This is a genomic window from Nonomuraea sp. NPDC049750, assembly GCF_040659625.1.
Lineage (GTDB): Bacteria > Actinomycetota > Actinomycetes > Streptosporangiales > Streptosporangiaceae > Nonomuraea.
Genome location: NZ_JBFANB010000012.1, coordinates 179597 through 197447, shown reverse-complemented (window position 1 = coordinate 197447; position 17851 = coordinate 179597). Strand labels below are relative to the sequence as shown.

Genomic DNA, 17851 nt, shown 5'->3' with positions numbered 1-17851 from the left:
TAGTTGCATCAGCCCAGGCGCCAGAAAAAGCGCCGCCACCCATGAAAGGGCGGCGGCGCTCATGGCTCAAACGTCAGGTGCGGTGCACGTCAGGTGCAGTGTTCGAAGGGGCTGTTGTAGGTGGACGCACCGGCCTTGCCGCCCCACTTGACGCACTTGTCCGCCGCGCTGGCGACTACCGGGCCCGCGTAGTAGGTGAAATTGCCCGTGTCGGTGGCCCGCGTCTTGCCCTTCACCTCCAGATAGGCGCTGGTGGCGGTGGCCTTGCCGAGGGAGGTCGACTTGATGGTGGCCACGCAGTTCTTGCCGTTGGCCGAGTTGAACAGCAGGTAGACCTTGCCCGCCGTGCCCAGGGCAGCCGAGTCGATCACCTTGTAACCGCTGCCGCACACCGACTCGGCAGTGTTGGGGTTGCCGCCGCCTCCGCAATTCTTGGAGGTGAGGGTCTGGTTCGGGTAGCCGAACGTGACCCCGTTGAAGACGGCCTTCTGGATGTTCGACGGGTAGCTGCTGCCCTTGCGCACCTCGAAGTGCAGGTGCGGCGAGATGCCGTTGCCCGGCTTGCTGGTGTTGCCGACCGCGCCGATCTTCTGACCCTGGGTGACCTTGGCGCCGGCGGCGACGGCGCGCGAGTTCAGGTGCGCGTAGAAGGTCGTATAGCCGCCCCCGTGGTCGATCTTGACCAGGTTGCCGTAGCCGTTGGTCGAGCCCTGGTGGGCCGAGATGACCACGGTGCCCGCCGCGGCGGCGACCACAGTGTCGCCGAGGTCGGCGTTCGCCGTGCTGCCCCGGTTGAAGTCGATCTCATACGACCGGTGCGCGCTGCTGCCGCTGGAGTTGCCGGTCCACTTCTGGCCGCAGGGGAAGGGGAGCTGGAAGCGCGGGGCGGCCAGGGTCGACACCTGCGGCCCCTCCACCTGGTTCGGGGGGTCGTTGTTGTCCGTCCCAGAGGTCGGCGTGGGGGTGGCGGTGGCGGTCGGCGTAGCGGACGGCGTCGGAGTGGCCTCGGCCCCCGTCGTGCTCGCTAACGCGCCCTGGCCCGATGCGAGACAGATGAACAGGGCGAACCCCGCCGTGAGCACAGCTTTGGGTCTCATACCAATCCTTTCAACGCGTGCCGGAGCCGCGCATGGGTCTATGGGGTCGTTCCAAGCGCTCTTGCTGGAGATCAAGAGTGCGGATGAGCCATACAGAGAACATCCAGAAGCCGCATAGAGGACCATCCGCGCCGAGCACACGCCGGCCGGGAAGCACAGTTTGACCTGCGGTTTCAGCCCGCAGGCTCCTCCCCTTCGATCAGGACCCCCTTCGGCCGTGCGGGCAGGAGTGAGACCGTGCCCAGCAGCCAGTCCGCCAGCCGATCGCGTTCGACCAGGATCAGCGGCTGCCGGGCACCGAGCGCCTCCAGCCGGGCCTGACGGGTCAGCTGCCCCGAGGTGACCAGGACGCCGATGTGCCCGGCGAAGGTGTTGGCGAGCGCGCCCAGGAAGTTGCGGACCTCGGGCGCGCCGACGGTCTTGCTGTAGCGCTTGCACTGGATGGCGTACTGCCCGTGTCCGGGAGCGACGGCGGTGATGTCCACCCCACCGTCGCCACTACGGCCGCGTTCGCGGACCTGCCGGAAGCCATCGGCGATCATCCGCTGGGCGACCAGATGCTCGAACTGCGATCCGGACATCCGGTCGATCTTCGCCAACTCGACGTTGGCCGCCAGGAACTGCCGTCTGCGCGCCTCGATGGCCTGGTAGCGCAGGAGCAGCCCGCCGCCGAGCACCCCCAGGACCAGGCAGACGATCGCCGCCGCCCAGACCGGATGGTCGCGGACGAACGAGACCACGACCGCCCCTGCGATGGCCACGCCCGCGACTCCCAGGACCCATATGTCCTGTCTGCTCCTCGACTTTCCCCGTCTGGATCCCCTCGCCATGGGTTCCCCTCCTCAATGGGTGGTGTCCATGGCGAGTGTGAGCCACCGGTCCGACAAAAAACATCGATCAGTAGCCCGCAGGCGCCGGCCAGTGGCGCTCGACCCCGATCCTGTCCAGCTCCCCGGTGAACTCCTCCAGCAAGGTCTCCTTCTCCCTGACCTCCTGCGGCTCCACCCCCCGGCGCAGGCAGTACGCGGCCAGCCGGCCCGCCGCCTCGCCCACGTTCCACTCCACCGGATGCAGGCGGAAACACCCGTTTGAGATGTGCGTGGTGCCGATGTTCTTGCCCGCGGGCAGCAGGTTGCGCATCCTGACCGGCAGCAACGCGCCGAGCGGGATCTCGAAGGGCACGCTGGCGATGTCGATGTAGTTGTCCCCGCCGGTCGACGGGTGCAGGTCGATGCGGTACGCGCCGACTCCGACGGAGTCATGGTGCCGCAGCGTGCCCCGGTCGCCGAGGATGGCCCTGGAGACGTGGTGTTCGGTGACGGTGGTGACCGCGCGAATGCGCCTCGATTCCCTGACATATGCGGACTTCGCCAGCCCGTCGGCGGTGCCGACCACGTCGTGGCGGAGCCGGAGCCCCGGGAAGCCGGTGCCGCCGCCAGGGCGAGGCGCTTCGGTCTGGAGCCAGTACAGCACCGACAACGACAACTGCTTGGCCTCCTTGTGCGCCAGCGCCGCCGTGTCGGCGTCGACCTCGATGATCGGGCGCAGCCAGTAGTCGTTCAGCGGCCAGTTGACCAACGTGATATCGGAGGCGGCGAAGCCGGGCTCGAACAGGTCCCGAGCGAGGATCCTGCGGAACATCCACAGGTCCTTGTCCCCTGATTGGGCACTCTGGTCGGCCAGCACCGCGCGGGGGTCACCGGTCGGGTTGGGGTCGAACCAGCGGGCTTCGGCCTCCAGGGTGCGCGGGTCCGGCGCGCTGAAGCCGAGCAGCGGTCCGGGCCAGAAGTCGGGCCGGTAATCGCGCCAGAATCCGTAGTCCGCGGGCCGGTCGATGACATGGTTCTCGCCGTCGTGATGGGAGACGGCGAAGCAGTAGGTGATGCCCTGCATGTTCAGCGGCTGGTACTCCTCCGGCGCGTGCGGCTCGTCGTACTCGTCGTGGGCCTCCGCGCCCGTGACGTACTCCGTCTTCGCCAGCGGCAGCAACTCGCCGGTCTCCGTCGCGTCGAGGACATAGGCGGCGGTGATGGTGCGCGAGTCGCCGGAGCGGAGGTCCAGCAGCGTGACGGCGCTGACGCGGTCACGGTCCACCTCGACCTCGACGGGGCGGTGTTCGAGGAGGACGCGCAGGCGCCCGGCGGCCACATGGGGAGCCAGCATGGCCTGCAGGACTGCCAGGGAGACGCGTGGTTCGTGGCACAACTTGCTGACATATCCGGCGCCGGGGTTCAGTTCGCGCCAGCGCTGTGCGCCGCCGGTCATGGGGTACCAGCGCCGGTAGTAGTCGCGGATGGAGCCGCGCACCTCACGATAGGTGGCGGTGGCTCCGTAACTCTCGATCCACGGGTGCTCGTCAGGGGGTACGGCCTGCGCGGTGAGCTGGCCGCCGATCCAGTCCGTCTCCTCGGTGAGGACGACGTCGTGGCCCGCGCGGCAGGCGGCCAGGGCCGCGGCGACGCCGCCGAGCCCACCGCCGACGATGAGAATGTCGGTCATGGGTGCTGCCTTTCGAGAGGGCTAGCGGGGAGGTGCCGCGGTCTCGCCCGGCTCCAGCTCGCAGGTCATGAGCTGGTGTCTGGGGACCGTACGGTCTCCCGCGATGAGTTTCGTGAGCAGCCGGACGGCCGCGGCCCCCATCTCGCGACGGGGTACGGCGAAGCCGGTCAGACCCGCCGGGCGGTCAGCGGGGTCGCCGAGCGTGGCCAGGGAGAGGTCGTCGGGGAAGCGGAGACCCGCGCCCTCGGCGGCCACCAGGAGGGCGCGGTGGGCGGCGTCGGTGTCGGTGGCCTCGGTGACCAGCGCGGTTATGCCCTGGTCACGCCAGGCCCGCAGCCGATCGGGCGTCAGGTCGGCGCCGCCGGTGCGGACCACCTCGGCGGCCAGCCCGCATTCGTCCATGCCGCGTCTGAAGCCCGCCTCCCTGTCGACGGAGGTGATCGCCTCGTCGGCTTCGCGTACGTACAGGATGCGCCCATGCCCCAGCCCCGCCAGGTGCCGCACCACGGCGGCGCCGGCGGAGACGTAGTCGGCGCCGACGTAGGGCAGGCGGTCGCCGAACTCGTCATGCCGCCCTATATAGACGACGGGCAGATCGGTGGCCAGCAGGCGGTCCATCTCCGGCACGGGCAGGTGCCTGCCCAGGAACAGGCAGCCGTCGGCCAGGCGTACCCGGTTGAGCACCTGGGCGTGCGGGCGCTCGCCCGTGACGCTGGAGGCGATGAACATCAGCAGGTCGTAGCCCTGCGCCGCCGACTCCTCCTCGATACCTACCAGGAACGGGTAGTAGGCGTGCGACATCTCCGTGGGGAAGGTCGAGGTGAAGGTGTAGAGGCCGAGCAGGTTGTTCTGACCGGCCGCCAGGCGGGTGGCGATCGGGTCGGGCACGTACCCGAGCTGCTCGGCGGCCGCCATGACCTTGCGCTGGGTCTCCTCGGCGATGCCCATGGCGGCGGCGCCGCCGCCGAGGATCAGCGACACGGTCGGCTGTGAGACGCCGGCCAGGCGAGCGATGTCCGCCTGACGAGGACGACCGCTGGGTCTCATGGCATATCCCCCAAGAAGTAGTAGATCACGGAGCTTCGAGCCCGCCGTCGGGCCTGCGCACCCGCGCGGCCCACCGCTCGTGCAGGTGTGTCTCCGGCGGGTATCGCCTGGCGGCGCCCTCATCGAGGTCGATGCCCCAGCCGGGCCGGTCGGAGGGGGTGATGTAGCCGTTCACCGTCCGCAACGTGCCCGGGAAGACCTCGTGCACGGTCTCCGGGTAGACGTGCGCCTCCTGGATCCCGAACGCGGGGCTGGTGACATCGAGCGTGACGTTGGCCGCCGCGCCCACCGGCGACACGTCCGGCGGCCCGTGCCAGGCCGTCCGTACGCCGGTCAGCTCGCACAGCGCGGCGAGCTTGCGCACGGGCGTCAGCCCGCCGACGGCTGAGACGTGCAGGCGCAGGTAGTCGACGCCACCGGAGGTGATGAGCCGCGCCGCGTCGGTCACCGAGGAGACCAGCTCGCCGGAGGCGATCGGCATCGGCGCCGCCGCCCGCACCTCGGGCAGCCGGTCGAAGTGCTCGGGCGCGAGCGGGTCCTCCAAGAAGAACAGCCCGTACGGCTCCAGCGACCGCGCGAGCACGACGGCCTCCTTCGGCGTGAGCCGGTTGTGCGCGTCGTGCAGCAGGCCGAGCTCGTCACCGAGGACCTCGCGGGCGCGCTCGAACAGCTTCGGCGTGCTCCGCAGGTAGTGGCCGACATCCCAGCCGTCGGGGTGGGGGCTGCCCGGATATCCGCCGGGCGTGCCGACGCCGCCGTACGTGCCGAGCCCCGGCCCGCCCGCCTGCAGCCGTACGTAGCGGTAGCCCTGCTCGGCGAGCGCGGCGGCCCGCTCGATCGACTCCTCGACCTCGCCACCGCGAGCCCCGGTGTAGACGGCGGCGGCCGCTCTGACCCGCCCGCCCAGCAGCTCGTACACCGGCACCCCGAAACGCTTGCCGGCGATGTCCCACAACGCCTGGTCGATGCCGGACAGCGCGTTGTTGTGCACCGGCCCGCCTCGCCAGTACGAGGAGTAGTGCAGCATCCGGCCGATGTCCTCGATGTCGGCGGGGTGCCGGCCGATGACCATGGGCGCGATGTGCTGCTCGATCGCGGCGACCACGGCGTGGAAGCGCTGGGTGAAGGTGGCGCAGCCCAGGCCGTACAGGCCGGGTTCTGAGGTGTCGATCCGCACGACGACGAGCGGGACCCCGCCCGGCGCGGTGACGATCGTGCGTACACCGGTGATGCGCAGCCCGTCCCTGGCCTGCCACGGCGCCTGCGTCTCCGGCATGATCATTATTGTCGCTCCTCTGGAAACGGATGCAAGGCGGTGAACCCGAGCAGCCGTCTGGCCGGTTCGAGATCGATGGCCACCGTCCTGCCGGGCAACGCCGTACGGCACGGCACGCCGGGGTGGTGTGCCGCGAGCAGTTCCTCGGTGGGCGTCGTCATGAGCGTGTCGGACGCGGCGACGAAGATGACCGGCGCGCCGGTCATCGGGGCCGTCAGCCCGAGCAGGCAGGCCCGCGCGGCGTCGCGCAGGTCGAGATAGCTCCACATCTCTGAGGCCCCGGCCGCGGGATCCCCGGCCAGTCGCTCGGCGCGCGCGGCGAGCCTGTCCTGGTCGCCGAGGAAGGGGAAGCGCAGCGCGGCGACGGTCATACCGTGCCGCCGGTGCATCATCGCCGCCGTGGCCTCGTCCACCTGCTTGGACAGCGCGTACGGATCCTCGATCAGCAACGGCACCCACTCGTCCAGCGGCAGATACGGCGGGCTCGGGCGCGACCTGGCGAACGGCAGGCCGGTGATCGACAGGCTGCTGGCGATCACCGCCCGCCGTACTCCCTGCTCCCCCGCCTCGTTCAGCACCACGAACGTCGCCTGCGTGTTGGCCGCGAACACCACCTCGGGCGCCGCCACCTCGGGCGAGGCCAGCGCCGCCGTGTGAATGACGGCGTCGGCCCCGTCGAGGGCCGCGCGGACGGCGGCCGGGTCGCGGGCGTCGCCCACGACGACCCGCTCCGCCGCCAGTGGGCCGGGATCCCGCTCGACGAGCGCGGTCACAGCGATGTCGCGCGCGGCGAGCTCTGCCAGTACGGCGGAGCCGAGGCGGCCGGCCGCGCCGGTGACCAGGACCCTCATCCCTTCAACCCCGTGAAGGCGATGCCCCGGATGATCTGCCGCTGGAACAGCAGGAACACCAGGACCGGCGGGATGATCGCGATCAGCATCCCGGCGATGAGCAGGGCCTGGTCGGAGGTGTCGGCCAGCCGGGGCAGGGCCACCGCCAGCGGCTGGCTCTCGGTGTCGGTGATGGCGATCATGGGCCAGAGGAAGTCCTTCCACGCGTTCATGACAGCCAGCAGTGATACCACGGCCAAGATCGGCCGCGACATCGGCAGCACCACCCGGGTGAAGATCCGCCACGGCCCGGCGCCGTCGAGGCGCGCCGCCTCGAACAGCTCCTTGGGTATGCCGTCGAAGAACTGCTTGACCAGCAGGACGTTGAAGGCGTGCGCCCCGGCGGGCAGCCACACCGCCAGCGGGGTGTTGGCGATGGACAGGTCCAGGACGGTCAGATAAAGCGAGACCATCGAGACCGTGCCGGGCAGGAACAGCGTCGCCAGGACCGCGCCGTAGACGTACTTGCCGTAGGAGGGCCGCAGGACCGACAGCGCGTACGCGCCGGTCGTCGCGACGAACAGCTGGGTGAACCAGGAACCGGCGACGAGCACGACGGTGTTCGTCAGGTAGTGGCCGACCTCCAGGGTCGTCCACGCCTCCGCCAGGTTCGACCAGCGAACGTCCGCCGGCCACAGGGCCAGCGGGCTGCGCAGGGACTCCTGGGTGGAGGAGATCGCGCCCTTGAAGATCCAGTAGATCGGCCCGGCGCCCTCCAAGAGCAGGGCCACGATGAGCAGCACCTGGGTGGTGCCCAGTCCGAGGCGCATCCCGCGCCGTTCGGTCTCGGAGATCACTCCCCTCACTTCGTCCCCCAAGTTCTGGTGAGCCGCAGGTACACGGCCGACAGCACGGCCAGCACCACGGCCAGGCTCACGCTCAACGCCGCCGCCGTGCCGTAGTCGCCGTTGACGAACGCGTACCTGTAGATCAGCAGCAGCACCGTGACCGTCGAGTCCTCCGGCCCGCCGTCGGTCAGCACGAACGGCTCGGTGAACACCTGGAAGGTGTTGATCACCTGGAGCAGCAGCATGATCAACAGGATGGGCCGCAGCTGCGGCAGTGTCACGTGCCACAACCTGCGCCACACCGACGCGCCGTCCAGCTCGGCCGCCTCGTACAGCTCGGTGGGCACGCTGGACAGCGCGGCCAGGTAGATGAGCACGGCGCCGCCGGCGCCCGCCCAGGTCGCCTCCAGGACCAGGCTCGGCATCGCCATGCCCGTGGACTGCAGCCAGGGGTACGGTCCCAGCCCGACCAATCCGAGCAACTGGTTGAACAGGCCGGAGTCCGGGTCGTAGAACCACTTCCACATCAGCACGGCCACCACCGGCGGCACCACCACCGGCAGGTAGACCAGCACCCGCATCAGCCCGGAGCCGCGCCGCAGCTCCGACATCAGCACCGCCAGGAAGATCGGCAGCGGGAAGCCGATCACCAGGGCCAGGCCGGTGAACAGCAACGTGTTGCGCACCGCCAGGCCCAGCAGGGGGTCGGCGAGCAGGGTGCGGAAGTTGTCCAGGCCCGCGAACGTCGCCGCCTCGACCAGATTGGTCCGCTGGAAGCCGAGCACCACGCTGCGGATGATCGGCCACCACGAGAACAGGCCGAAGACCAGCACCGTCGGGATGAGGAACAGCGCGGCCGCGACGCCTTTGCCCCGGGTCACTGTGCTTTCTCAAGCAGCGGGGCGACTCTGGCCGCCGCCTTGGCCAGCTCGTCGCGCGGGTCGGCGTCCTTGCGGGTCAGCACGGCCTGCACGGCGGTGTCGAGGGCGCCGTACAGGTCCTGGGCGGCGACCGGGGGCTCGACGACGTACTCCAGCTTGTCGGTGTCCTTCACGTAGGGCGCGAAGTTCGCGACCGGGATGTTGGCGTGCTTGGCGATCGCGGTGTTCACCGGGCCCGCCACCGACGTGCCGTAGAACGGCAGCGTGGGCAGGCCGACGGCCAGTTTGTCCGCCGCGTTGGCCACGGCCAGCTGCTCGGCGGCGGCCGGGTCGTAGTTGGGCTTGAGGTAGTAGAAGTCGATCCACTTCACCGCGGCGGCTCGCTGCGCGGCGGTGGCCTTGGCGTTGACGGCCGCCACCAGCCCGCCCAGCAGCGTCGCCTTGCCCGCGCCCTGCTGCGGCAGCGCCGCGATGCCGAAGTCGTCAGGTTTGCCGGAGTAGAGGGTGGTGTAGCGGTTGTAGCTGTTCACGGTGCCGATCAGCATGCCGATCTTGCCGGCCGCGAAGTCGCGCTCCGCGTCCTGCTGGGTACGCAGCTGGTTGGCGCCCATGGAGTCGTCCTGCCAGCGCATCGCGGACAGGTGCCGCAGTGCCTGCTCGGCCGGGCCGTCCAGGAGCGCGGAGACGTACTTGTCGCCCTCTTGCTTGACGCCCCCCTGCTTCTCCATCCGCCCGCCGAAGGAGTAGGTCATCGCGGTCAGGATCCAGCCGCCGGTGTTCTTGACCGTCATCTGCGTGTAGCCGGCCACTCCCGTCCCGGCGATCTTCTTGGCCGCCGCCCTGACCTCGTCCCACGTGGCCGGCGGCTGGTCGGGGTCGAGCCCTGCCTTGGCGAACAGGGCGCGGTTGTAGACCAGGCCCAGGGCGTACTCGGTGACGGGCAGGCCGTAGACCTTGCCGTCCGCGCCGGTCGCGGGGGCCAGCGCGCGGGGGTCGAAGTCCCCGGCGTGCGGCAGGCTCTTGATCTCGGCGCTGAGGTCGGCGACCTGGCGCCGGGCGATGAGCCCCGGCGGCTCGGTGAGCGGCACGGTCAGCACCGTCTCCGCGTTTCCGCCGGCCAGCCTGGTAGCGAACGTCCTGGCGTCCCACTGCGTGTCGGTCGGCTTGATCTTGATGGTGGGGTTGGCCTTCTCGAACGCGGCCACCGCGTCGAGGAACTGCTTGCGGGTCTTGGCGGCGGTGGTGGGAGGCATGCCCGCCACGGTGATCGTGGTCGTGCCCGAGTCCTCACCCGACGAGCCGGACGCGCAGCCCGCCGTCGCGGCGGCGAGCACGAGCGCCCCCGCCATCCACTTCCTGGAGGCTGATACATCCATGGCTGCTCCTCTACCTAATGCGGATTAGGTGGCATCTAATCCGCATTAGGAGGAGGTGTCAAGGCGTTACCGCCAGATTACGTGATGCGCACAGATCACCCTTGACACTCTCGTTCGGGCCGTACTACACATCTCCCTAATCCGCATTAGGTCGACAGGGAAGAGATCTTCATGTCTGACATCCCCCGACGCCGCTTCCTCGGCGGAGCCGTAGCCGCCGGGCTCGCGGGAGCGCTGCTCCCCACGGCACCGGCCCAGGCCGACACCCCTTCGATCTCCGCCGACGGCATCACGCTGACCGCCGGCACCGACGGCGGCATCACCGTCCGCGACGGCGGCGGCGTCGAGCGGATCAGGCTCACCGGGTTCATGACCAAGGACTCCGTCACCGGCATCCAGCGCACCACCGGCGGAACGCCGTCGCTCGTCACGCTCCCGGACGGCACGCAGGCCATCCAGGTCGACTACACGCTCCCCAGCGCGGCCGGGGGAATCACCGTCCGCGGCGTCTTCGGCGTCGCGGCGCACCGGGCGAAGCTGCGCTGGGAGGTCGGCGGCTCGACCACGCTGATCCCGGCCGGCTTCATGCTCGGCCGCGCCGTCGTCTCGCCCTCGGCGCCCGAGTCGTTCGCCGCGCTGACGACGTGGAACCGGGACGCCGGGGGCGGAGTGCCGTACGAAACCAATGCCGGGGTCGTCTACCAGGAGACCTGGGCCGACACCCGCGCCTACTTCCGGCTGGCCACCACCACCCCGGCCTGGACCAACGCCACCTGGATCCACGCGCCGGGCACCGGGACCGCCAGCGCGGCCGTGACGGAGGCCGACCTCGTGCTCGGCTCGATGCGACCGGCCGCGGGCGGCACCATGGGCGCGGGCCTGCCCCTCGGCGTGGAGGTGTGGACCGACCAGCCCTTCTCCCTCTGGGACGCCGGCGGCCAGGCCATGGCCCTGCACGCGGAGGTGGCCAACGGCGGAAGCGCCGCCCGCAGCGTGAAGCTGACGTGGTGGGCGCGCGACTTCGACGGCAAGACGCTGGCCGGCGGCAGCGTGACCGGCACGGTCGCGGCGGGCGCCGCCTGGAGGCAGACCTTCACCGTCACCTCGCCACCTCGCGGGATCGTGTTCACCGAGGTACGCGCCACCGCGGGCACCGACAGCGCGTTCGCCCGCACCAACCTCGCCGTCCTGCCGCCGCACACCTATCAGGCCGGCGCCGACAGCATGTTCGGCATCGCCAACTACCCCTGGCTGCTCAAGCCCGACACCGCCGCCGTCGTGGGATTGATGAAGCGCATAGGCATCCAGCGCGTCCGCATCTCCTACGACGGCGGGCCGGGCCTGCCGCCCGCCGCCCTCGACGCGGCGGGGATCAGTCACAACATCGAACTCGCCGGGATCCCGCTGGGCGGAACGGCCGCCGAGGTCGCCGCCTGGGCCGACACGAACACGCAGAAGGCGATCGGGTCGGGTGCCGACTACTTCGAGGTCGCCAACGAGGTGAACAAGCCGTGGATGAGCGGCGAGACCGCCGCCGCCTACGTAAGGGATGGATTACGCCCGGTACGCGACCGGCTGACCGCCGCGGGCGCGCCCACCAAGGTGCTCAACGCCGGCCTGGCCGGCATGGATCACATCTGGACCAAGAACTTCCACGACGCCGGCGGCTGGGACCTCATCGACGGGTTCGCCTTCCACCCGGGCCGGGGCAACTTCACACCGGACTACGCGCCGCCTCCTGAGGAGTGGACGCAGGGCAACAACGGCTCCTACTGGAACTTCCTCGGCGGCCTGCGCAAGGCCCGCGAGACGATCGCGGAGTACGGGCACAAGGAGTTGTGGATGACCGAGGCCTACGCCTGCACGAAGCCGAACAGCTGGTGGCACGACACCTACCGGCAGGCCGCGGAGAACGTCCTGCTCACCCTGGCGCTGGCCATGGCCGAGGGGGTGAAGTGCGTGAACTGGTACCAGCTGCACGACAGCGTCCTCGGCAAGCCGCAGATGGCCGACCCGGCCAACCCCGAGTACCACTACGGGCTCATGAACCGCGACCTCAGCGCCAAGCCGTCCATGCTCGCCTACGCCACGGCCGCGCAGGTGCTGGACCGGGCGACGTTCGTCCGCTGGCTGAAGCCGGCCGACCCCGACCTGAAGGGACTGCTGTTCGACACGCCGGAAGGACCTGTCTCGATCCTGTGGAGCAGGAAGGACGGGTACCTGCTCAACACCGATCACGCGCCGGGCGCCACGTGGTTCGCCGCGCCGGAACCGTGGGTGGACGACTGGCCGACCAAGACGGAGCTGAAGGTGGCCGCCGCCGGGCGTTCGGTGCGGGAGCTCGACTGCCTCGGCAGGGAACGGCTGCTCACCACCGACGACGGCAAGGTCAAGGTCCGGCTGGACGGCGCCCCACGCGTCTACTACGGCCTGACGGCGGCCCCTGACCAGCTGCCCTGAGGCCTTCGGCGGCGGTCCCGGCTCTGGTCAAGGAACCGGGACCGCCGCTGACCACCTAGACGAGATTCTCGAAGATCAGCCTCAGGTCGTGCTCGACCTGGCCCATCAGGGTGGCGTCGTTGATCTGGTCGTCGGCGTAGTGGGCCTTGGCACTCTTCTGCTTGCCGTCACCGTCGAGCAACGTCTGGGTCATGGTGAAGCCGCCGTCGTCGTCCACTTCGTAGAAGACGTGGTTCTTGCCCTTCCGGTCCACGGTGAAGTGACAGTAGGTCCAGGACGAGCCGCTCGGGTCCATCGTCGGCTTCTTCGTGATCGTGAGGTGCGCGTTGTAGACCTGACCGTCCAGCTTCACCGTGAAGCCGTCCAGGAACAGCCACGTGCCGGCCTTGCCCTTGTCCCAGTAGTTGTAGCTGGGCTTGCCGAACTCTATGACGTTCAGCCCGATCTTCTTGTACGCGATGCTTTCCCAGTTCTTGATCGTCGTGCTTACCTCTGGCATGGGGTCCCCCAGTTTTGAATGAGATCGACTTCCCCCGAGTCGCCCTCATCCTCACCGCACAAAATAGCTCGCCAATTGCCGAATAATTGCAATGGCCGCGTGGCGATAAATTTCACACCCTCGCCTTGGCGGTAAATTATTGCGCGCGCGATCCGAGCAGGGAAATGCACCAGAAATCGGCGTAACGGCCGCCATGGCGGCCGGCCCGCTAGATCCCGAGTACCATACGGATGACGTCGCGATCCTTCTCCTTTTCGGCTTCGGAGAGCAGTTCGTAGGGGCGGCGCTGCTCTTCGGGGGCCCAGTCCCGGTTGCGGACGAGCCACTTGTCGTGCACCACCGAGCTCGCCTCCTCCATGAACCGCTCGCTTCTGACGTCCACGCCGCTCGTCCGCGCCTCATCGACGAGCTGTACCCCGATGCGCGCGGACTCCTGGTTCTCGCGCTTCCAGTCGGCTGGCAGGTCGCGATAGCGCGTGTTAGCTATGTCGACCTGGTCGGTGTCGTGCTTCTTGATCCAGGCCGGGTCGCTGGTGGTCTTCACCCTCGGCTCATACGTGCCGCCGGGCAGCTTGCGCGGAGCGCGCCACGCGTCGTGGAAGCGGTCGGCGACTTTGTCGACCCTGCGGTTAGTCAGGGTCGTGGACATGCCGCGCATCAACGCCCCGAGGCGGGCCGTGATCTCGCGCAGCCTGCCAGAGACTCTGGCGGCGATGGCTCTCAGCCGGGGCAGCAGGTGGGGCGCGTACGCGACGGCCGCCACAGCGAGGGCGGCCAGCCCGGCCAGCAGACCGCCCACCCAGACCAGCGTTTCCCTGGCGACTCGCAATATGCCGGCCACGTTGGAGAGGCGGTCGGCGAGGTCGCCCGCGGTGAGGGCGATGCCGTCGCGGCCGTTCACATGGTCATCCACCGCGTCGGCGGCTGGCCCGCTGTTTGCCCCGGCCAGCCGGTGGGCGCGTCCGCTCTCCGCGGCGAGTTCCCGGTGATGGGCGGCCGCCGCGTCCAGATCGGCGATGTGCCTGTCGACGCCGTCCAGGTCGGGCAGTGGCGGGACGCCGAGCAGCGCCAGCCCGGCTGCCAATGCCTGTTCCGTCACACGTCCCGCCCACGCGAGTTGGCGAGTTCTGTGCTCGTATTGATGGCGGCCATGGCGACCTGTCCCGTTCCGGCCTGGTCGAGCGAGCCGGACAGCCCTTCGCAAGCGGTGCGGAGGCCGGACGTGAGCTCGTGGTAGCCGACCGAGAACTCCTCGTACGGCAGCGGCGTCTCGCCTCGGCCCCACCCTCCGGCGAGCCCGGGGTACTCGTCGGCCAGCGCGCCGAACGCCCGGCCCGAGGCGGCCCGCCCGCTGGCGTCGATCGTGATCCCGGTCGAGATCTCGGTCATTCCGTGATCCTCCTGAGAGTGTCGTCAAGCCTGCTGTTCACATAATCGAAGTCCCTGTCCGCCTGAGCCTCCAACTCGTCCAGCCGCTGGAGGAGTGCGTCGAGGCCGGGGGAGTCCCGGGGCGGCTGCTCGTGCCCACGCTGCGCGGCCCGCACGACCTCCACAACCCGTCTGGCCAGCTCCGTCGAGCCGAGCCGCATGGCCCGCGGGTCGATGTGGAGGGCGGCCAGCAGCCCGTCCTCGCCCACCTCCGCCGTCACCGGCTCGTCCACCTGCACCTCCGCAAATTATGATCTTCGAGAGTCTATCCACCCGCACCACCGCCGAAGCCGACCGCGTCCAGCGTCGCCGTACCCGCTGATCCCCACGCCATCGGGTAGACCACCGGGTCACGAGCTATTCCACACCAGTAGCACCTGATCATCGTTGGGTCGGGCTCGACTCGTTACCTGGCCTTCAGCAGATCGACCCGATACCGCGTGAGCTCCGGCGCGGAACCTTCGGCCTCCTCGGTGCAGGCGATCAGGAACGGCGCCGCATCGCCCCCGCCCTCGACGACGAACCCGTCATGGCGTTCGCTGAACTCCCGCCGTCCCGCTTTGCGAGCACCGTCCGGATAACCTCAGCGCCCCGATCTCGCACGTCCACATGGGCCGACGGCCCGCACGCCGTACCTGACCTCCGGTTTGTCGTCGCTCACGGACCGCACCGTCAGCGAACCGAGACCTCGATCACAGAGTCTCTATATCACCACAGGCCGGCGCTATATCAGTGGGAAATTTCTTCATTGCTACCGGGACCCCTTGGCTGGGGAGAGGCACGTTGGTGGAGTTCTTCACACTCTGGGCGTCCATCACGTACGCGGTTGGTTCGGCTTTGTTTGGCACGGGCCAGGCCGGTCAGCTCGTAGTTGAGCTGGGCGAAGATTTACTCGTCCAGCCAGCCTGCGTAGTAGGCGTAGACGGCGCTGTACGACGGACAGGTATTTCCAGGCGATTCCCGTTTGGTTGATATACAGGATCGCGTTGAAGACGTCCCACAATTCACCCGAGGCGGGCTGGCCAGTCGATGCTTGGCGCCAGGCGGTTAAGTTCGATTAACGCCCAGCGGGCGTCGGACAGGTCGCTCGGGTACGGCTTCGCTCGCTCATGGCGGAGCTGCTACCCGAGTGGTCTTCGCCTGGTTGGGAGCCTCATACGCCAATCGAAGGCGAGCATCACGATGACGATCGTCAGGGGGATTACACAGGCGGAGATGAACGGTGCCAGCAGATGCGCCGCCACGCTCATCACCTGCAGGAGGCCGCGGCCGGCCATGAAGAACACCTCGCACACCAACGGCACCACGAACGCGGAGGCCAGTTCACCAGGGGCACTGACGTCCTCCCCCACCACCGTGGCCAGCTCGCCGGTCCGGCGCCGGGAGAACCAGCCGATCGGCACCCGCCCCAGCCGCGCTGCCACCTGCTGGCGCAACGTCAGTTGCACCTGGCCGTCGAGAAGGGGCCCTAGTCCGGACAAGGAGGCCGTGATCAGCAGCCCGACGAACGAACCTACCGCACCCGTGATCATGATGGCCCGGACATGAGCGGGGTCGATCAGGCCGGGCGACAGCAACGTACGGCCCCGTTCGACGACAGCCGGCAGCGGCGCCAGGCCCGCGAGGGCGCCGATGAGCTGCAGGAGGATAGCAGCGGCGAAGCTCCATGCGTAAGGGCGCAGCGTCTGTCCCTCCGGTGGTGATGTGTACTGCTCCCTCGGCGATGTCGGTGATGGTCATCGCCCTCCCGTCTGATCACATGGCCTGCGGCTGAGCCTTCGAGGGGTCCGCCCTAGGCATCGGTCCGCTTCTCCAGCCGGCTGCCACGCGGCAGGGTGACGGCCATGATGGTGCTGGGAATGTCCAGCTCGATGCGGTGCCATCGGCCGCGCGGGACGATGGCCGCGGTTCCGGCCACCAGCCTGATCTCTTCCTCCTCCTGTCCCGGCCGGTCCGGCCGGAGGTGGAGGCGGATCTTCCCGATGATGCAGGACACGACCTCTTCGGCCTCGGGGTGGATCTCCCAGTGGTCGGCGTGGACGTCGGCGCCGGTCTTCGCGTGGAAGGCGGTCAGCTGCCAGCCGTCCTGGTCGGAGTCCGGTGTTCTCTTCTCGGTGTGCACCTGGCCGTCTTGGTGAAGGTGGAGAGAAGACGCCAGGAGATCGATCGGGGTAATCGTCATGCCCGAGAGCTCCTAGTGGGCTGATCATTCATCGGCAGCTCATTCATCCGGCGGCCGACTGGCCTGGGTGGCCGCGCCTTGGCCAAGGCACGGCGCAGGGCGGGTGTGATCTCACTCAGCGTCACTCGGCCAAGGCGCGGCACAGGGTGTGGGAGACCAGCGAAACGAATGCTTCCAATTCCGGATTCATAGCGGCCATCCTCCCCGTCACCACTCCGGCGACCGTCCGCCATCCGCCGGGCATTTCACACAGTTCACGCATCGATCGGCGCTGGCTTCTGGCCAGGGAGGCCCTATCCTCCTGTCATGGAGGCACTTGCCCAACGGCTGTCGCACCTGGACTCGCACGTCGAAGGCGCGATCCGTGTCGTCACCTTCTACGACACGCTGATGCGCCGACGGGTGGACCTGCCGGCGCTGGCCCGGGCCTCGGCGGGCCTGGCCGGGTGCGTGGCCGGGATTCGGCTCAACGGCACGGGACGAATGATCCGCGTCTCGCCCGACGGCAGGGAAACCTCCGCCCCACCACTGCCCGCGTCCACCACAGTGACGATCACGCTCGACGAGGAGGAGATCGGCACGGTCTGGCTGGAACGCCCAGGCCCAGCGAATCTGCTCGACGAAGTGCTGCTGGACCGGCTCGCCATCGCCGCCGCGGCCGTCGTCGAAAGGTACGGCCCGGCCCGCACCACCATGGCCGACCCCGCCCTCGTCGAGCTGGTGATCAGCGCCGACAGCGACGAGGCGGCCAGAGCGCGGGCGCTACGCCTCCTGGGCTTCCCCGCCGACCTGCCCGTCCGCGTCGCCGCCGTACACGCGCGGCTTCCGCTCGACCAGGTCGGCGGCCTGATCTGCCCGGACCGCCTCGTCAAGGCGGCACCGCTCGCCGACGTGGGCGTCATCCTGGCCACCACCCTGGACCCGGCCCGCTTTCCCGCGGGCGTACGCGCCGGCATCGGCGCCGCCGAAAGCCCCAACCGCTCCTGGCGCCAAGCCCGCACCGCCCTCCGCTTCACCACCCCACGCCAGCCTGTCGTCCACTACGACGACCTGGGCGCGCTGGCGCTGCTGGCAGAGATACCTCAGGACGCCTCGCGCGACAACACCGACGTGACGGCGATCGCCGCGCTGGCCGATCACCCGGAAGACCTGGAAACTCTGGACGCCTACTGCACCACCGGCTCCCTGCGCCGGGCCGCCGACCTTCTCCACCTGCACCACAGCAGCGTCGCCCGCCGACTCGAACAACTCGGCAAGACCCTGGACATCGAACTCACCGAGCCCACCGGGCTGATCCGGGCCAGGCTCGCCCTCACCGCATGGCGACTGCTCGACGGCTGAGGCCGTGGCGGCAGATTCAAAACAGTCGGGGCGCCAGGCGACCTGCGTACTGACCACTGCCCTCGCCTTTCAGCCTGACGTCGCGAT

Annotated in this window: 17 protein-coding genes and 1 pseudogene; 2 read left to right on the top strand and 16 right to left on the bottom strand. The window is 69.2% G+C overall.

Annotation, left to right across the window (positions count from 1 at the left end; all coding sequences use genetic code 11):
• Positions 1 to 89 precede the first annotated feature (89 nt).
• The 9 genes from AB0J16_RS29365 to AB0J16_RS29325 form a co-directional block, all read right to left on the bottom strand.
• Positions 90 to 1097 (bottom strand): M23 family metallopeptidase, encoded by a 1008-nt coding sequence (locus tag AB0J16_RS29365; RefSeq protein WP_358545112.1) that lies wholly within the window; start codon positions 1095 to 1097, stop codon positions 90 to 92.
• 173 nt (positions 1098 to 1270) lie between these two features.
• Complete coding sequence (locus tag AB0J16_RS29360) at positions 1271 to 1858, bottom strand: restriction endonuclease (RefSeq protein WP_358545110.1); 588 nt, start codon at positions 1856 to 1858, stop codon at positions 1271 to 1273.
• A gap of 136 nt (positions 1859 to 1994) precedes the next feature.
• A complete protein-coding gene (locus tag AB0J16_RS29355) occupies positions 1995 to 3596 on the bottom strand; it encodes an FAD-dependent oxidoreductase (RefSeq protein WP_358545108.1) in 1602 nt (533 codons plus the stop codon).
• Between the two features lie 21 nt (positions 3597 to 3617).
• Entirely contained in the window at positions 3618 to 4643 is a 1026-nt protein-coding gene (locus tag AB0J16_RS29350) for a LacI family DNA-binding transcriptional regulator (RefSeq protein WP_358545107.1), read from the bottom strand.
• Between the two features lie 25 nt (positions 4644 to 4668).
• Positions 4669 to 5919 (bottom strand): enolase C-terminal domain-like protein, encoded by a 1251-nt coding sequence (locus tag AB0J16_RS29345; protein WP_358545105.1) that lies wholly within the window; start codon positions 5917 to 5919, stop codon positions 4669 to 4671.
• 5 nt (positions 5920 to 5924) lie between these two features.
• Complete coding sequence (locus AB0J16_RS29340) at positions 5925 to 6770, bottom strand: NAD(P)-dependent oxidoreductase (protein WP_358545103.1); 846 nt, start codon at positions 6768 to 6770, stop codon at positions 5925 to 5927.
• Positions 6767 to 7606 carry a carbohydrate ABC transporter permease gene (locus AB0J16_RS29335; protein WP_358545101.1) on the bottom strand — a complete coding sequence of 280 codons (840 nt, stop codon included), beginning with the start codon at positions 7604 to 7606 and terminating at the stop codon, positions 6767 to 6769. The genes AB0J16_RS29340 and AB0J16_RS29335 overlap by 4 nt, the downstream gene beginning before the upstream one ends.
• A 5-nt stretch (positions 7607 to 7611) precedes the next feature.
• Complete coding sequence (locus tag AB0J16_RS29330; RefSeq protein WP_358545099.1) at positions 7612 to 8478, bottom strand: sugar ABC transporter permease; 867 nt, start codon at positions 8476 to 8478, stop codon at positions 7612 to 7614.
• Entirely contained in the window at positions 8475 to 9854 is a 1380-nt protein-coding gene (locus AB0J16_RS29325; protein WP_358545097.1) for an extracellular solute-binding protein, read from the bottom strand. The genes AB0J16_RS29330 and AB0J16_RS29325 overlap by 4 nt, the downstream gene beginning before the upstream one ends.
• Positions 9855 to 10025: 171 nt before the next feature.
• Here AB0J16_RS29325 and AB0J16_RS29320 point away from each other — a divergent pair, with 171 nt between their 5' ends.
• Complete coding sequence (locus tag AB0J16_RS29320) at positions 10026 to 12314, top strand: hypothetical protein (protein WP_358545095.1); 2289 nt, start codon at positions 10026 to 10028, stop codon at positions 12312 to 12314.
• 55 nt (positions 12315 to 12369) lie between these two features.
• Here AB0J16_RS29320 and AB0J16_RS29315 read toward each other — a convergent pair whose 3' ends face one another.
• From AB0J16_RS29315 to AB0J16_RS29285, 7 genes and pseudogenes are all read right to left on the bottom strand, one after another.
• On the bottom strand, positions 12370 to 12813 hold the full coding sequence (locus tag AB0J16_RS29315; RefSeq protein WP_358545094.1) for a hypothetical protein: 444 nt from the start codon (positions 12811 to 12813) through the stop codon (positions 12370 to 12372).
• Positions 12814 to 13021: 208 nt separating this feature from the next.
• Entirely contained in the window at positions 13022 to 13912 is an 891-nt protein-coding gene (locus AB0J16_RS29310) for a hypothetical protein (RefSeq protein WP_358545092.1), read from the bottom strand.
• Positions 13909 to 14202, bottom strand: a complete 294-nt coding sequence (locus tag AB0J16_RS29305) for a hypothetical protein (protein WP_358545091.1) — start codon at positions 14200 to 14202, stop codon at positions 13909 to 13911. The genes AB0J16_RS29310 and AB0J16_RS29305 overlap by 4 nt, the downstream gene beginning before the upstream one ends.
• Positions 14199 to 14480, bottom strand: coding sequence for a hypothetical protein (locus AB0J16_RS29300; protein ID WP_358545090.1), 282 nt, complete (start codon positions 14478 to 14480; stop codon positions 14199 to 14201). Before AB0J16_RS29300 ends, AB0J16_RS29305 begins: the two co-directional genes overlap by 4 nt.
• A gap of 522 nt (positions 14481 to 15002) precedes the next feature.
• Positions 15003 to 15323: pseudogene (locus AB0J16_RS29295) on the bottom strand (transposase); the annotation flags it as partial.
• Between the two features lie 39 nt (positions 15324 to 15362).
• Positions 15363 to 15818, bottom strand: a complete 456-nt coding sequence (locus AB0J16_RS29290) for an ABC transporter transmembrane domain-containing protein (RefSeq protein WP_358545089.1) — start codon at positions 15816 to 15818, stop codon at positions 15363 to 15365.
• A gap of 215 nt (positions 15819 to 16033) precedes the next feature.
• A complete protein-coding gene (locus tag AB0J16_RS29285; protein ID WP_358545087.1) occupies positions 16034 to 16423 on the bottom strand; it encodes a cupin in 390 nt (129 codons plus the stop codon).
• A gap of 306 nt (positions 16424 to 16729) precedes the next feature.
• Here AB0J16_RS29285 and AB0J16_RS29280 point away from each other — a divergent pair, with 306 nt between their 5' ends.
• The gene (locus tag AB0J16_RS29280) at positions 16730 to 17764 is read left to right on the top strand and encodes a helix-turn-helix domain-containing protein (protein ID WP_358545085.1); all 1035 of its coding nucleotides are present in this window, start codon (positions 16730 to 16732) and stop codon (positions 17762 to 17764) included.
• Positions 17765 to 17851 lie beyond the last annotated feature (87 nt).

Coding starts and splice junctions, on each gene's coding strand:
- AB0J16_RS29365 (WP_358545112.1), bottom strand. CDS start 1,097: ATGAGACCCAAAGCTGTGCTCACGGCGGGGTTCGCCCTGTTCATCTGT.
- AB0J16_RS29355 (WP_358545108.1), bottom strand. CDS start 3,596: ATGACCGACATTCTCATCGTCGGCGGTGGGCTCGGCGGCGTCGCCGCG.
- AB0J16_RS29350 (WP_358545107.1), bottom strand. CDS start 4,643: ATGAGACCCAGCGGTCGTCCTCGTCAGGCGGACATCGCTCGCCTGGCC.
- AB0J16_RS29345 (WP_358545105.1), bottom strand. CDS start 5,919: ATGCCGGAGACGCAGGCGCCGTGGCAGGCCAGGGACGGGCTGCGCATC.
- AB0J16_RS29340 (WP_358545103.1), bottom strand. CDS start 6,770: ATGAGGGTCCTGGTCACCGGCGCGGCCGGCCGCCTCGGCTCCGCCGTA.
- AB0J16_RS29325 (WP_358545097.1), bottom strand. CDS start 9,854: ATGGATGTATCAGCCTCCAGGAAGTGGATGGCGGGGGCGCTCGTGCTC.
- AB0J16_RS29320 (WP_358545095.1), top strand. CDS start 10,026: ATGTCTGACATCCCCCGACGCCGCTTCCTCGGCGGAGCCGTAGCCGCC.
- AB0J16_RS29315 (WP_358545094.1), bottom strand. CDS start 12,813: ATGCCAGAGGTAAGCACGACGATCAAGAACTGGGAAAGCATCGCGTAC.
- AB0J16_RS29305 (WP_358545091.1), bottom strand. CDS start 14,202: ATGACCGAGATCTCGACCGGGATCACGATCGACGCCAGCGGGCGGGCC.
- AB0J16_RS29285 (WP_358545087.1), bottom strand. CDS start 16,423: ATGACGATTACCCCGATCGATCTCCTGGCGTCTTCTCTCCACCTTCAC.
- AB0J16_RS29280 (WP_358545085.1), top strand. CDS start 16,730: ATGGAGGCACTTGCCCAACGGCTGTCGCACCTGGACTCGCACGTCGAA.